The organism is Streptomyces jeddahensis, assembly GCF_001642995.1.
Classification (GTDB): domain Bacteria; phylum Actinomycetota; class Actinomycetes; order Streptomycetales; family Streptomycetaceae; genus Streptomyces; species Streptomyces jeddahensis.
Window position 1 is genome coordinate 93,683 of sequence record NZ_LOHS01000174.1, and the last position, 13,288, is coordinate 106,970.

At 69.7% G+C, this 13,288-nt stretch carries 15 protein-coding genes and 1 pseudogene; 6 read left to right on the forward strand and 10 right to left on the reverse strand.

The genetic code is table 11. The features are described from left to right. The first annotated feature begins 17 nt into the window (after positions 1-17). The 3 genes from STSP_RS37895 (at position 18) to STSP_RS33705 (ending at position 1,804) form a co-directional block, all read left to right on the forward strand. The gene (locus STSP_RS37895) at positions 18-923 is read left to right on the forward strand and encodes a universal stress protein (RefSeq protein ID WP_078067723.1); all 906 of its coding nucleotides are present in this window, start codon (positions 18-20) and stop codon (positions 921-923) included. A gap of 182 nt (positions 924-1,105) precedes the next feature. Beyond that, entirely contained in the window at positions 1,106-1,318 is a 213-nt protein-coding gene (locus tag STSP_RS33700) for a hypothetical protein (RefSeq protein WP_067284817.1), read from the forward strand. A 198-nt stretch (positions 1,319-1,516) separates the two neighbouring features. Beyond that, positions 1,517-1,804: a hypothetical protein gene (locus tag STSP_RS33705; protein ID WP_232789898.1), complete on the forward strand. Its 288-nt coding sequence runs from the start codon at positions 1,517-1,519 to the stop codon at positions 1,802-1,804. Between the two features lie 105 nt (positions 1,805-1,909). On the opposite strand, the gene STSP_RS33710 is transcribed toward STSP_RS33705, so the two are convergent. Beyond that, a complete protein-coding gene (locus STSP_RS33710) occupies positions 1,910-2,362 on the reverse strand; it encodes a hypothetical protein (RefSeq protein ID WP_067284818.1) in 453 nt (150 codons plus the stop codon). A 211-nt stretch (positions 2,363-2,573) separates the two neighbouring features. Here STSP_RS33710 and STSP_RS33715 point away from each other — a divergent pair, with 211 nt between their 5' ends. From STSP_RS33715 to STSP_RS33725, 3 genes are read left to right on the forward strand one after another with little or no spacing between them, the layout of a single operon-like run. Then, positions 2,574-3,044: a cation:proton antiporter regulatory subunit gene (locus STSP_RS33715; RefSeq protein WP_067284819.1), complete on the forward strand. Its 471-nt coding sequence runs from the start codon at positions 2,574-2,576 to the stop codon at positions 3,042-3,044. Positions 3,045-3,078: 34 nt separating this feature from the next. Beyond that, entirely contained in the window at positions 3,079-3,258 is a 180-nt protein-coding gene (locus STSP_RS33720) for a hypothetical protein (protein WP_067284820.1), read from the forward strand. Further along, positions 3,255-3,545, forward strand: a complete 291-nt coding sequence (locus STSP_RS33725; RefSeq protein ID WP_067284821.1) for a hypothetical protein — start codon at positions 3,255-3,257, stop codon at positions 3,543-3,545. Before STSP_RS33720 ends, STSP_RS33725 begins: the two co-directional genes overlap by 4 nt. Here STSP_RS33725 and STSP_RS33730 read toward each other — a convergent pair. The 9 genes and pseudogenes from STSP_RS33730 to STSP_RS33770 all read right to left on the reverse strand — a co-directional run bounded on the left by STSP_RS33730 (position 3,532) and on the right by STSP_RS33770 (position 12,846). Then, positions 3,532-3,990, reverse strand: coding sequence for a CBS domain-containing protein (locus STSP_RS33730; protein ID WP_067284822.1), 459 nt, complete (start codon positions 3,988-3,990; stop codon positions 3,532-3,534). The two genes, STSP_RS33725 and STSP_RS33730, sit on opposite strands and share 14 nt — an antisense overlap. 383 nt (positions 3,991-4,373) lie before the next feature. Continuing rightward, positions 4,374-5,483 (reverse strand): SPFH domain-containing protein, encoded by a 1,110-nt coding sequence (locus STSP_RS33735; RefSeq protein ID WP_067284823.1) that lies wholly within the window; start codon positions 5,481-5,483, stop codon positions 4,374-4,376. A gap of 29 nt (positions 5,484-5,512) precedes the next feature. After that, a complete protein-coding gene (locus STSP_RS33740) occupies positions 5,513-5,950 on the reverse strand; it encodes an NfeD family protein (protein ID WP_067284824.1) in 438 nt (145 codons plus the stop codon). Positions 5,951-6,371: 421 nt separating this feature from the next. Continuing rightward, positions 6,372-7,427: a PucR family transcriptional regulator gene (locus STSP_RS33745; RefSeq protein ID WP_067284825.1), complete on the reverse strand. Its 1,056-nt coding sequence runs from the start codon at positions 7,425-7,427 to the stop codon at positions 6,372-6,374. A 75-nt stretch (positions 7,428-7,502) separates the two neighbouring features. Then, positions 7,503-8,723, reverse strand: coding sequence for a cation:proton antiporter (locus STSP_RS33750; RefSeq protein ID WP_067284826.1), 1,221 nt, complete (start codon positions 8,721-8,723; stop codon positions 7,503-7,505). 583 nt (positions 8,724-9,306) lie between these two features. Next, positions 9,307-10,840, reverse strand: a pseudogene (locus tag STSP_RS33755) (potassium/proton antiporter). Positions 10,841-10,885: 45 nt separating this feature from the next. Further along, complete coding sequence (locus STSP_RS33760; protein ID WP_067284827.1) at positions 10,886-11,176, reverse strand: DUF3040 domain-containing protein; 291 nt, start codon at positions 11,174-11,176, stop codon at positions 10,886-10,888. Continuing rightward, entirely contained in the window at positions 11,160-11,558 is a 399-nt protein-coding gene (locus STSP_RS40650; protein ID WP_232789899.1) for an SLC13 family permease, read from the reverse strand. Before STSP_RS40650 ends, STSP_RS33760 begins: the two co-directional genes overlap by 17 nt. Positions 11,559-12,309: 751 nt before the next feature. Then, positions 12,310-12,846: a hypothetical protein gene (locus STSP_RS33770; protein ID WP_157902968.1), complete on the reverse strand. Its 537-nt coding sequence runs from the start codon at positions 12,844-12,846 to the stop codon at positions 12,310-12,312. Between the last annotated feature and the right edge of the window lie 442 nt (positions 12,847-13,288).

Genomic DNA, 13,288 nt, shown 5'->3' on the forward strand with positions numbered 1-13,288 from the left:
CACTGCAGGGAGCCGCGATGGATGCAAAAGCGCCCCAGGCCAGGCGGCCGGTCCTGGTCGGAGTGGATGAGGGCCCCGACCGCGACAGCGTCGTCCGATTCGCTGCCGAGGAGGCAGCACGCCGTGAGACGGCCCTGCGCATCCTTCACGCCGTGGAATGGCCGCTCCCGGCCGGGATGCCCGACCACATCGGCGTATCCTCCACCGTCGAAGAGCATGCTGCAGCGGTCATCCGTCCCTGCGCAGCCCTGGTCGCCACCCACTACCCAGGGCTGCCGGTGGAACAGGCACCGACCTCGGGCCGACCAGCCGCCGCGCTGATCAATGCTTCTGAGCAAGCCGAGCTGATCGTGCTCGGCCACCGCGGACACGGCGGCTTCCCCCGACTCCCTCTGGGCTCAGTAAGCCTGCAAGTCGCCACACACGCAGCATGCCCCGTCATCGTCGTACGACCTGGAAAACTCTCTGCTCAGCCGGACAACCGGGTGGTCCTTGGCGTTGACATGCCAGGAGAAGCCCTGCCCGCTCTGGAGTTCGCGTTCACCGAAGCCGAACTGCGCGGCGCGCTGCTCCAAATCGTCCACGCCGACTACCGCCCGCAAGTCGTGACTCCCGGACTCGCGCCCGTCGGCCAGTCGAACCAGGCCGGGGTCGTCCGTGCGGAGCGACACGCACTCGAGGACTACGCTGCCGACCTCCGGGAGGACCACCCATCGGTGCAGGTCGAGACACGCATCGAACACACTCGCCCCGTGCGCGCTCTGCTCCGTGCGGCCGACGGCGCAGCTCTCCTGGTCGTCGGCTCCCACAGCCGTACCGGCCTGAGGAGACTGATCCTCGGTTCCGTCAGCGGCGAAGTGCTGCACCGCGCTACCTGCCCCGTCGCGGTTGTCCCAACGCCCGGCGTCGCCGAGGCTGAATGAGGGTGCGCCGCGCCGCGCCCTCGCAGTGGATCACATCATCGATGGTCGCTGCGGGATGGGCACGTGGGTGAAGGCCATGCGCAGCCAGGGCCCGCCGCGAAGGCGAGCCCCGCGGGTACGACGGCATCCGCCGCTACCTCGTCTCCCTCCAGCCGACCCTCACCGCGTGGACCACATCCGGCGTGACCACACTGCGGCAGATCATCTCGGCCCATGCCGAGGCGGCTGTGGAGGGACTGTCCGGCTATGCCCGAAGGGCACTTGCCATCACCCTGCGCAGCCTGTTCAGAGCGCTGAAGCGGGAACGGGTGATCTTCCGTAACCCTACCCGGGACCTGCCCGTCGGCGACCTCAAGGGCATCCCGAAGTCCGTCCCCTCCGACCTCCTGGCCTGACTGCTCGACCAGGCCAAGGCCCCGTTCGGCCGCCTCGTCATCGCGCTGGTCGCCATCCAGGCGCTGCCCGGACACGAGACCGGTGCCCTGCAGTCCAAGGACCTCGACATCTCCCGCGGCACCCTCGAAGCGCGTCGCGGTCTGCTGCGCCACACGCTCTACCTCGAGGAACTCACCCACCAGCTCGCAGCCGACTGGATGACCTACCGCCACCGCCGCTGGCCCGCCTCGACCAATCCCCACCTACTGGTCAGCACGAAGACCGCCGTCGACCCGGATCACCCTGCCGTCAGCATGGGCACGCTCCGCCAAGTACTCCCCAAGGGCCTGACGTTGAGCGGACTGCGCCAGGACCGCGTCCTCAACGAGGCGCATGAGAGCGGCGATCCGCTCAAGCTGATGCGCCTGTGCGGCATCACGGAGAAGACCGCCATGCACTACGTCGGCGTCGCACACCCGGAGCGCACCGCGAAGCTACCGCGCTGAACCTTTCCTGGACGGCGCGTCGGCGGGGCCTCCGTTGTGGCGGACTGGTCTGCCCAGCGCCGGCACCACCGTGGCTCCTGATGCCCAGGGACGAACCAGCTGCCGTCACCGTCTCGCTGGGCCCGCGGCGGTTGCGTCGGGTTCTGTTGTGGCGGCGTCAGTTCCTGCGGTGACGCGGCGGTAGGCGGCGCGAGCGTAGAGGAGGCGGGCCAGCGTCGTACCCAGGAGGACGGCGGTGAACAGGCAGGTGAGCCAGAACGCGTCACGCTGCCCGGCCCAGGTGAGGGTGCCAGCGGGTGGAATGGCGAAGCCGTTGAGGAAGAGCCAGCACAGAACGGCCGTGCCCGGGGCTGCGGTGTAGCGGGCGCGCAGTCCCAGCAGGGCTGCGAGCAGGGACAGAACGGCCAGGGCGAGTGAGGGCTGGTTCGGACCCACGAGCGCGTTGAGGAGTGCCACCAGCAGCAGTGCACCGCCGGACGCCGCAGCCCACACCAGCGGCGTGGCCACGGGCCGGGGAACGGGCCTTGCCCCAGTGCTGACGGACACCCACTCAACCATGCTTGCGTTTCCTTCCGGTGCTCCCCGTCCCAGCAGAGGTACACGCCAGCCGTGTCTGCGCGCCGGTCCCGGCAACCGGACGCCGCTCGCTCCCTGCCGGCTCGGGACGGAGCTGGCGAAGGCCGAGTTCCAGGCGATCGCTAGGGTGTCATTAAAGATTGGCCAAAGAAACACCCGAATCAGACAGGGGACAGCCGTGGGTGCTGCGCGTATGAGCAGTACGCCGTTGCCAGGGATCGGGGTCCGTTACGACCTCACCACGCGGGAGCAGCGTCCCCTGTCCGTGGTCGCGCACCGGGACGGGTCGCGGACCCTGAGCGCGTACCGCAAGGACGATCCGGATGCCTGCGCGCTGTCCGTGCGGCTGACCTCGGGGGAGGCGGAGGCGCTCATCGACGCGCTGATGCCGCAGCACCACAGCCCAAGTCTGCTGTCGACGACCGAGCTGGGGCTGGTGGCGGAGCGGATCGAGTTGTCCGCCACCTCGCACTGGAACGGGCGTCTGCTGGGTGACACCCGCATGCGTACGGAGACCGGTGTGTCGATCGTGGCGGTGCTGCGCCGGGCGGAGGCGATCCCGTCCCCGGGGCCGGACTTCCGGCTGGCCGGCGGCGACACTCTCATCGTGATCGGCACCCGCGAGGGCGTCGAGGCCGCCGCGGCGATACTCGGGCGGGAGTGAGTCTGCGTGCACTCCACCGCGGTCTTCTTGATTCGTGCTGATCCTGGTGATCCTCGGCCGGCTCGCCGCCCGCTACACCGAGCCCGTGGCCCTGCGGCTGACGGGCCGTCGGGGCAAGTCCGAACCGGCGAGCGGCGTAGTGGGCGAGGGCGTGGCGTCGCCTGCGGAGGCGAAGGAAGCGGTGGACGATCAGGACGCGGTCGGCCGGTCATGAGCGAGGACGGCTGGGCGGCGCTGACGGAGCGGGACACGGTCCTGCTGCTCGCTGCCCTGGCCGTCTACTTCGGTGGCGTCGTCGGGTTCGCCCGGAACCTGCCGAGGGTGCTGCGGCGCAGTGCAGCGTGGCGCCGGGATACGGAACTGCACACCGTGTCCAGCGTCTTCACCCTCACGGTGCTGATCGTGTTCTGGCCGGTGAGCGTCGTGTATCTGGCCTGGCGCATTGCGGTCAGGCGGCGCAGCTGGACCGAATGCATCAGGGCCCGCCTCATTCCTGCGTGAGGAAGTGTTCCATCAGCCGGGCTGCCGTGATCGCTCCCACCGTCCTCGTTTCCTGGCCGTCGCTCTCGACCACCGCCACCAGCGGCGTGTGTGTACGGATCATCAACGCGGCCACCTGCGCGATACCCGTGTCGGGCCCCACTACGGTCGGCAGGATGCGGTGGCGTGGCAGCCACTGTGCGACGGTGAGGCCCGCCAGCTTCTCCGCCAGCCGCTCCAACTCCGTGTCGTGCAGGGCGAGGGCCTGCGCGGAATCCTCCAGCGCGTAGTTCGGGACGACGACTCGCAACAGCTGCGATCCCGGCACGATCGCGTACGGCCGCTGATCAGAGTCGAGGACCAGCAGGGCCGGGAGTCGCCGGTCCACGAACAAGCGGGCTGCAGTCACCGCGTCGCCGTCAGCCGAGACCGCCGGATACGGTTCGGCCAGGTCACGTGCTCGCATGCGCGGTCTCCTCTCCTCGGCCGACCGAAGGGAGCAGAGAGGCGAACACGGCGGGACGGACAACAACTGCCGCATCACCAGGAGCTCACCCGGTCGGCGCCGACGCAGAGATCTTGTGAACAGCCGACCAGACTTCCCGGCACACCACTACCGACGGTACTGGCGTTACCTCCGCTGGTCATCGGATGCGATCCCGGTGAGGGGCCTACCCCAGCGGGCGTGCCTGATCACAGGGGCCTGGTCGGCCACTCGAGCAACCGGGCGCCGATGACCGCGGTCTGCAGGGTGTAGCGGTGGCTCAGGTCGATGGGTCGGTGCCGGTCAGAGCGTCGCCGCCGCTCAGTCGCGTCACCGCAGTCCCTGGCGAGAGCCCGAGGGTGGGCTCAATCGCCGGACGTCTGCCCCCGGCGCGGCACCTGGGGCGACATCGCGGCCGCGGCCTCCGCCTTGGCGTCGCTCACCGCGGCGGCGGCCTGCTTCTCCGCCTCGTCAGCAGCCGCCGCGGCGTCGAGCGAAACCGCCGAGCCTGTACCGAGCTCCGGAATCCGGCTTGCGTGCGATGTGTCGTCGGCGTCGGCGGCGGCTGCTTCCTCAGGTTGCGCGAGCTTGGGAGGACCCGCCGTCGACTGATCACCGAACGCACTGGTGACGGTCCGAACCGCCTCGGTCAGCTCCCCCGGGATCACCCAGAACGTGTTGTTGTCGCTGTTCGCCAGGTGCGGGAGCGTCTCGAGGTACTTGTAGGCCAGGACCTTGGGGTCGGCATTGTTGCGATGGACGGCCTGGAAGACGAGTTCCACCGCCTTTGCCTCACCGTCCGCCCGCAGGATCATGGCTTGCTGCGTGCCCTGCGCCTCCAGGATGTCCTTCTGCTTCGTGCCTTCCGCGGTAAGGATCTTTGCTTGCCGCTCCCCCTCTGCGTGCAGGATGGCCGCGCGCTTGTCACGCTCGGCCCGCATCTGCTTCTCCATCGCTTCCTTGATGGTGGCCGGTGGATCGATCGCCTTGATCTCGACGCGGTTGACCCGGATGCCCCACTTGCCGGTGGCATCGTCGAGGACGGCGCGGAGCCGGGAGTTGATCTCCTCACGCGAGGTGAGCGTCTCCTCCAGGTCCATGCTGCCGATGACGTTCCGCAGCGTGGTCACGGTGAGCTGATCGATCGCCTGCAGGTAGTCGGCGACCTCGTAGGCCGCCGCCCGCGGATCGGTGATCTGGTAGTAGAGGACGGTGTCGATGTTCACCACGAGGTTGTCCTCGGTGATCACCGGCCTGGGGTCGGACGAATAGACCTGCTCGCGCACGTCGAGTTTGGTGTTGATGCGGTCCGCCACCGGCAGGACCAGGTTCAGGCCGGGTTGCAGCGTCCGGCGGTACCGGCCGAATCGCTCGATGTTGTAGCGGCGCGCCTGCGGGACGATCCGCACAGTGGAGGCCACGAGGAAGACGACGATGATGGCCGCCACGAGAGTGAGGATGACAACTGGTTCCACGGTGCCTCCGTTGCTGTGTGTTCAGCCGTTCACGGAAGGAGTTCGCGGGGGTAGACGATGGCCGTGGCGCCTTCGATCTCCATGACGTCTACCAACGCTCCCACCGGTATCACCAGACTCTCGTCGAGGGCGCGGGCGGACCACTCCTCGCCGGAGAGTTTGATCAGGCCGTGGGTTGCCGTGACCTCCTGCATGACCTCGGCCCGCTTGCCGATCAGCGCATCGCTGCCCTCGCGTGTGAGGGGTTGCTGTGCCATGTGCCGCAGCGCGACAGGACGGACGAGGACGAGACCCGCTGCCGCTGCTACCCCGAAGGCAACGAGCTGGCCGACAACGCCGATGCCCACACCAGCGACCACGGCGGCCACCACCGCAGCGCCCGCCAGCAACCCGAAGACCAGTGTCAGGGTGAAGAACTCCGCGGCACCCAGCACCCCGGCGGCGAGCAGCCATACGAACCACGGCATCGAATCGCCCTCCTTACAGAGGTCTTCTCCACCAAGCTATCTTCGGTAACGCCGGGCAGAACAGACACGGGAGCCGTGGCTCTTGATTGTCGAAGCGTTTGCCCTGACCGGCGGGGTACATGCGGGCAGCTGAACGGCCGCGCCGGCGGTGTCAGGCTGCGTCATGGCTCCTCCCGCGGGACCGACGGATAGGGTCCATGCCACCGTCACACGCGGCCTTGCGGCATCGCCATCGGGGCCAGCACCCATTTCCGCCGGTACCCGACACCCATTACCAGCTGGCACCTGGGCGCCGACGATGAGTCCCTCCAGCGTCTCACCCAGCCGCTCCAGTTGCCGAGGGGGATCCCCGGCACACCCGGCCGACTGTGCCGGCAACGCCTTCGTCGGTTGGGCGGTGGCCTGGGGATGTGTCTGTGGATCACAGGGGTCTGGTTGGCCAGTCGAGCAGGCGGGCGCCGATGACCGCGGTCTGCAGGGTGTAGCGGTGCCTCGGGTCCGTGGGGTCGGTGCCGGTCAGGGTATGGATGCGTTCCAGGCGGTAGGTCAGGGCCCGTACGCTCAGGGACAGCCGGCGGGCCGCTTCGGCGGCCACGCAGCCGGTGTCGAAGTAGGCGGCCAACGTGTCCAGGAGCGGCTGGGCTCCACCGCGCGCCTGCTCCAGCGGGCTTAGGGTGCTGCATACGAGGTCCACCAGGGCTTGCCGGTCACGGGCCAGGACGGGGAAGACCAGCAGGTCGGCGGCGCGCAGCAGCGGGTCGTCGAAGCCCATGCGCTGGGCGACGTCGAGGGCGCCCCGGGCTTCTTCGTAGCTGTGTCCGATGCCGACGGCGCCGGGCCGGGGACGGCCGATGGCGACCTGGCCGCCGTCGGTGGCGGCGTGCGCCTGTTTGGCGAAATGGGTCAGGACGTCGCCCTGGTCGCCGGGGGCGATGCAGAGCATCCGGCCGTCCTTGGTGGTGAACAGGATCCGGCGGTTCTCGAAGCGGCCGAAGAGGGCGTCCTGCACCTGGCGGGGGACGGGGTCCGTCTCGTCGTACTTGGCGGGGCCTTCGGCGACGGCCACGGCGTGGGCGCGCGACAGGCGCAGCCCGAACCGTTCGGCGCGCGCGGCGAGGTGGCCGGGGTCGCCGCGTCCGTGGAGCAGGTCGTCGATGAACTCGCGTCGGGCTGCTTCCTCTCGCCGTATGACCAGGCGCTGTGCGCGCTCGTATCCGTCAGCGAAGGCATCGACGGCCTGCTCGATGACGGCCACGACACTGTCCGGCGCGGCTGCGGTGGGCCAGCCTGTGCGGCTGGCCGCGAGATGTTCGCGCACCAGCACGCGCCATCCGTAGCCCGACGCGGCAGCTTTCACGCCCAGTTCGCGCCGGGAGTTCAGTTCGTCGCGGGTGAGGCGGCGGCCGGTGGTGGAGGCGTCCGCCACGATCTCGGTGTAGCCGTCGAGGAACTCACCAAGTGTGTCGTGCACGGTCACATACCCCTCCTGCCAGTGCGTACGCGTGGGCCAGCGTGACCCGAAGCGCCGCTGCCCGCCGACCCGAGCTCAGACTCAGACGTGGGCGTGTGCGGACTCGGCCCGCTCCGCGTCGGCGGGGATGACGGCCGGTGCCGCCGCGGTGGAGCGGCGGGTGAGGCGGCGGGCCAGCGGCTCGGTGAAGCGGGCGGTCAGCGGGCCGACGATGACGAGGATCAGGACGTAGGCGGTGGCCAGGGGGCCGATGCGAGGCTCGACACCCACGGCGAGTCCGGCGATGACGATGGAGAACTCGCCACGGGCCACCAGGGTGCCCCCGGCCCGCCAGCGGCCCGCCCCCTGGATCCCGGCACGGCGCGCGGCATACCAGCCCGTGGCGATCTTCGTGAGGGCGGTGACGACGGCGAGGAGCAGGGCGGGTACGAGGACGGGCGGGATGTCGGCCGGGTCGGTGGACAGGCCGAAGAAGACGAAGAAGACCGCGGCGAACAGGTCCCGCAGCGGGGTGAGGAGGCTGCTGGCGCCCTCGGCGACCTCGCCGGACAGGGCGATGCCGACGAGGAAGGCGCCAACGGCCGCAGAGACCTGGAGTTCCTGCGCGATGCCGGCGACGAGCAGGGTAAGTCCGAGGACGACCAGGAGGAGCATCTCGGCGCTGTCGGAGGAGACGGCGCGGCTGATCAGCCGTCCGTGGCGCAGGGCGACGTAGAGGACGGCGCCGACGGTGCCCAGGGAGATCAGCAGGGTGACGGTGCCGCCGGCCAGGCTGACACCTGCAAGCAGTGCAGTGAGGATCGGCAGGTAGACGGCCATGGCGAGGTCCTCGATGACGAGGACGCCGAGGACGACGGGGGTTTCGCGGTTGCCGAGCCGGCGCAGGTCTCCGAGGACCTTGGCGATCACCCCAGAGGAGGAGATCCAGGTGACCCCGGCCAGCGCCACGGCGGCCACCATCCCCCAGCCCAGGATCAGTGCCGCGACGGCCCCGGGTATGGCGTTGAGGACGAAGTCGACCGCGCCGGAGGGGTACTGGGTCTTGAGGTTGGTGACGAGTTCGGAGGCGCTGTACTCCAGGCCGAGCAGGAGCAGCAGCAGGATGACGCCGATCTCGGCGCCCGTGGCGACGAACTCCTCACTGGCCTGCAGGGGCAGGATGCCGCCGTGGCCGAAGGCGAGCCCGGCCAGGAGATAGAGGGGGATGGGTGAGAAGCCCACCCGTCCGGCGAGGCGTCCCAGCAGACCCAGGGCGAGGATAATCGCTCCGAGTTCGATGAGCATGGCGGTGGTGCGGTGCACGGGCGTCGGTCCTCCGGTTCGGTGACGGCGGCGTCTGTGCCTTCTCGGCGTGCGGCGAGCGGGCGCTGCGCGTGAGGTCGGCGATGCAGGCGGGCGTACGGGAGCGCTCGGTCAAGTCGGGTGAGGCATGACCGGGCCGATCTCAGCGTGCTCGTGAGCGTCAAGACAGGCGTCAGTCAGCAAGTGGCCAAGGACCGGGCGGTGGCCGCAGGTGGCCTCGGCCCGCCTGCCCGTGGGCCGGGCCGCGATGTGCCGGCCTGGCAGCGGATGCAGAGGGAAAGCCTGGTGCGTGCGGATCGCCCAGGAGATCAAACGCTGGGAACGGCAGTACCCGAATCAGGAACGTTGTCACGAGCCGTGTTGTCGATGCGCACAGGCCGATCCATGTCACGTCCCCCCATCGCACCTAGATCCGGAAGCGCCGGAAATGCAGTCCCCACAGAATGAGCAATCAGCCGCTCAACGGAGCGTCAAGGCTCGGTAAAGAAGTTTAGCGCACGACGAACTGCACGTACGCCGCATTCAACTATTTACAGGGAGGAACAGCGCTATGGGTTACGGCAATTCACGGAGCGGTGCGGCGTCATTCCGTCCGTGCCGCAGTGGTGGGCTCGGGCTCGGGGGCACCATGTTCGCCGAGCCAGCGGGCGAGTTTGCCGCGGCGGCCGATGGCCCGCAGCCGGCGCTCCGCGGCTTCCCGAGTGTGGGGGGTGGTGATGAGCAGAAGCTCGTCGCCGACGCGTAGCACGGTGTCGCGGTCGGGGACGAGGGTGGTGCCCTCACGGACGATCAGGGTGACGACGGTCGGGGGCGGCAGCCGCAGTTCGAAAACGGCGACGCCGTGCAGCCGGGAGCCCGGCGGAATGGTGGCGGTGAGCAGGTCGGCGTCCAGTACGTCGAGGGGCGCGGTCTCGACCTGGATCTCACGCAGCGCGCCGGGGCGGGTCAGGCCCAGGCGCCGGGCGACGGCGGGCAGGGTGGGGCCCTGGATGAGGGTGAACAGGACCACGAGGACGAACACGATGTTGAGCACGTCGCGGGCCCCGGTGACCCCGGCCACGATGGGGAACGTGGCGAGCACGATGGGGACCGCGCCGCGCAGACCGGCCCAGGAGATGAACGCCTGCTCGCGCCACGAGATGCCCCGGAAGGGCAGCAGGCAGGCCAGGACGGAGACGGGGCGGGCGACCAGCAGCAGCACCAGGCCGACGACGAGGGCCGGGAGGATCGCGGAGGGCAGTTCGCTGGGGTCGACGAGCAGGCCGAGCATCACGAACAGGCCGATCTGAGCCAGCCACCCGGCGCCCTCGGCGAACGAGCGGGTGGCGGCGCGGTGGGGTAGCTTGGCGTTGCCCAGCACCAGGCCGGACAGGTAGGCGGCGATGATCCCGCTGGCGTTCACCGCTCCGGCGGCGGCGAAGGCGACGATGCCGAAACCGACCGTGGCCAGCGGGTACAGGCCGGTAGCGGGCAGCGCAATGTGCCGCAGCGCGGCGGCGCCCAGGCGGCCGATCAGCACTCCGAGCGTGCCGCCGACCGCGAGCTGGTAGAGCAGGTTACCCAAGAGCGATGCGGGGCCGGGCAGGTCGGCGGTGGCGGTGGAGAAGACCAGGACCAGGATGATGGTGGGGGCGTCGTTGAAGCCGGACTCCGCCCTCCACCAGTCCAGTCACCTTCTGCGGCAGCGGCAGCGCGCGCAGGACGGCGAAGACGGCGGCGGCGTCGGTGGAGGAGACGATCGCTCCGAGCAGCAGGGCCAAGTGCCAGTCCATGCCCAGCAGCCAGTGCGCCCCGGCGGCGGTCACCACGACGGAGACGGCCACGCCCGCGGTGGCGAGCACGCCTGCGGGGGCCAGCAGGCGCCTGACGTCGCTCCACTGGGTGGTCAGGCCACCCTCGACAAGGATGACCGCGAGGGCGGCGGTGCCCATGGCCTGGGCGAGCTGGGCGTCGTCGAACTCCAGGCCGAGCCCGTCCTCGCCGGCGATGACGCCGACCGCTAGGAACAGCAGCAGGCTGGGCAGGCCGATGCGGTGGGCGGCGCGGGCTGCGGCGATGCTTGCCAGCAGCACCGTGCCGCCGATCAGCAGCGTCAGGTACAGCTCGGACAAGGTCATCGATCGGTCCTCGTACCATCCGCAGCCGCCTGATGGTCGCTGAGGTCAGGACCGCGGCGGAGGGTTGCGGTGTCTGCGCGCCTCGCGCTGGGGGTCGAACAGTTCCCCGGCCATACCAGCGAGGACCAGGCCGGCGGCGATGAGCAGCCCGTTGGCCAGGGCGATGCCCGTGCCCAGCACGGCCAGGGCGACGGCGAGGAGCAGCCAGGCCCGGGTGTGCCGGTACTCGCGTGGCCGGCAGGGTCGGCCGGCCCCGAGGGCGCGGGCGAACCGAGGGTCCTCGCGGTGCAGGCGGGACTCGATCTCGCCGAGCCGCTTGTCATGGGATCCGGCCACGGCCTCCTCCTGCCAGCACAGGGCGGCGGGCAGGCGTGGCGGTCAGTGGTGGGGTCCATCTGGTCTCCTTGTGGGGGCGGGCCATCACGATCACACCGGGGCGAAGTAGCGCAGCCACGCATGCGCGGCCGCGATGGTGACGGTGACGGCGGTGACGATCAGTCCGTAGCGGCTGAACTGCCAGAACGAGATGTGGTGCCCTTCCCGCTCGGCGATGCCGATGACGACGACGTTGGCCGAGGAGGCGAGCGATGAGATAAGGGATCACGGGCAGCCCGAGCCGTCGGCAGACCAGGATCGTCACCGGCGCGATCAGCAGCACCGTGGTGACGTTGTCCAGCCAGGCGGACAGGAAGCCCGTCGCCACGGTCAGCAGCACCATCAGCCGGTACGGTCTTCCACGAGCTCACCACCGCTCCGCCCAGCGCGGCGGCGACCCGGTGCACCCACTCCGTCGCGATCAGCACGTAGACGGCGGCGAACACCGCCACCGCCATCCATGTCGTGACGCTCACCGCGCCCCCTCCCGCGCGCCGCACTGGCCTGTCCCCGCCGTTTCGGCGCCCGCCATGCGCCGCACCCACACAGCTGCCGCGCGACGCAACCGCAGCACCCACAGGACCAGGCCGGAAACCGCCTTGGTGTGACCATGTCGCTGTGGCACTGCGTACATCGGGGCGGCCTATGAGACAGCAGGTGGAAGCGATGGGCCGCTCCGCGGAAGTCCGTCGCGATGATCCACCCGAAGCCGGTCGCCCACGTGCCCCACGCCACTGAGAACAGTCCGCTGCCCCCACCACTCCCCGACATCCTGGCTCCCGCCTTTACCGTGATCTGTCCGTTGGGGGCACGGTAGGCGCCGGTACAGGTGGCCGGTCATGCCGGAATCAGGCAATCGCCGCCCACTGCCGCACCGCCTCCGCCGCAGTCCGCGACTTTCGCCGCACGAGCATGGTGGTGCAGCCACCCCTCGTGCGGAAGCCCGTCGCAGCCAGGCTGCTCGCAGGCCCACCGGCGCGCCGACGCCTCGTCAGCACGCACCAGGGCTGCCACCTCCGCCCGCAACTGATCCAGGCTCATCAGCCCCGGCTCGCCCAGGCCCTCGATCACATGTCGCTTCGCCCAGCCCCGGCTCACCGATCAGCCTCCGCGAGGCGACGCTCCAACTCACGCCGCAACTGGTCCATGCGCCTGCGCCGTTCCTCATCGGTCAGCGAGGCCACGTCCGGACCCTCGTCCTGCGGCAGCGTCCCCGTGAAAGGCGGTTCGTCACCCACGGCCCGCCTCTCGATCTCCGCCGCGACCTGGAAGTACCGCAGCAGATCGGCCGGAGATAGCTCCCTCGGGTCCAGCGACTGGAGACGTGCAACCGCCTTTCCCAAGAACGCCTGCGCGAGCTTCGCATGCCGCTGAGCGATGTCCCTACGCGCCTGGCGCCGCTCCGCCAGAAACACACGGTCCTGCTCCTGGTCATACGCCGCCGCCCGCATGACCCACGAATACGTGCGCGACCAGCGCCCCAGCAGAGAACGGGACTTATCCAACTGCCGTGCCGCTTTCGTGACACTGCGTGCCAGGCCAAGATCTCGGTAGATGACGAACGCCGCGAACGCAGCAGAAGACTCGCCCTCCTGCCGATTCCACGGATCACCGGACATCCGGTCGCTCACTGGGAAGCCTTGCCCTCTCCCCCACCGCCCGGCGACTGATCATCCAATCTTAGGTCGGAACCACGACGGGAGCCCAGTTTCGCAGGAGCGGTCACTGCGATCCGCACCCGTACGTCCGTCGGGACTCCGGCTCCTAGCTGACCGATGAGATAACCGGTGACAGTGCACGAACGCACCTCACCGGCGGTTGCCTGCGCCAGGATCCCGCCGATGGCGTCCGCGACATACGCGCCGGAGCGATGGCATCCAAGAGACGGCACCCGCCCCGTGGGCGGGCGACTCGATGGCCGCCCTGGCTTCCTGTGTTCCTCGGCAATTACGTCAGACCTGTAACGCGCCCACCTGCAGGGCGCACCCCGAGGCGGGGTGCAGTCCCGACGCTCAGCAGTGGGCTGCTGGGAGGGTTACCTCGAAGCAGCATCCGCCCGACACGTTGCGTACC

Excerpts from the sequence above, each read along its gene's own strand:
- STSP_RS37895 (WP_078067723.1), top strand. The coding sequence starts at position 18 with ATGGATGCAAAAGCGCCCCAGGCCAGGCGGCCGGTCCTGGTCGGAGTG.
- STSP_RS33715 (WP_067284819.1), top strand. The coding sequence starts at position 2,574 with ATGAGCAGTACGCCGTTGCCAGGGATCGGGGTCCGTTACGACCTCACC.
- STSP_RS33730 (WP_067284822.1), bottom strand. The coding sequence starts at position 3,990 with ATGCGAGCACGTGACCTGGCCGAACCGTATCCGGCGGTCTCGGCTGAC.
- STSP_RS33710 (WP_067284818.1), bottom strand. The coding sequence starts at position 2,362 with ATGGTTGAGTGGGTGTCCGTCAGCACTGGGGCAAGGCCCGTTCCCCGG.
- STSP_RS33725 (WP_067284821.1), top strand. The coding sequence starts at position 3,255 with ATGAGCGAGGACGGCTGGGCGGCGCTGACGGAGCGGGACACGGTCCTG.
- STSP_RS33705 (WP_232789898.1), top strand. The coding sequence starts at position 1,517 with ATGACCTACCGCCACCGCCGCTGGCCCGCCTCGACCAATCCCCACCTA.
- STSP_RS33740 (WP_067284824.1), bottom strand. The coding sequence starts at position 5,950 with ATGCCGTGGTTCGTATGGCTGCTCGCCGCCGGGGTGCTGGGTGCCGCG.
- STSP_RS40650 (WP_232789899.1), bottom strand. The coding sequence starts at position 11,558 with ATGGTGCTGCTGACCGTGGCGACGGGCTTCCTGTCCGCCTGGCTGGAC.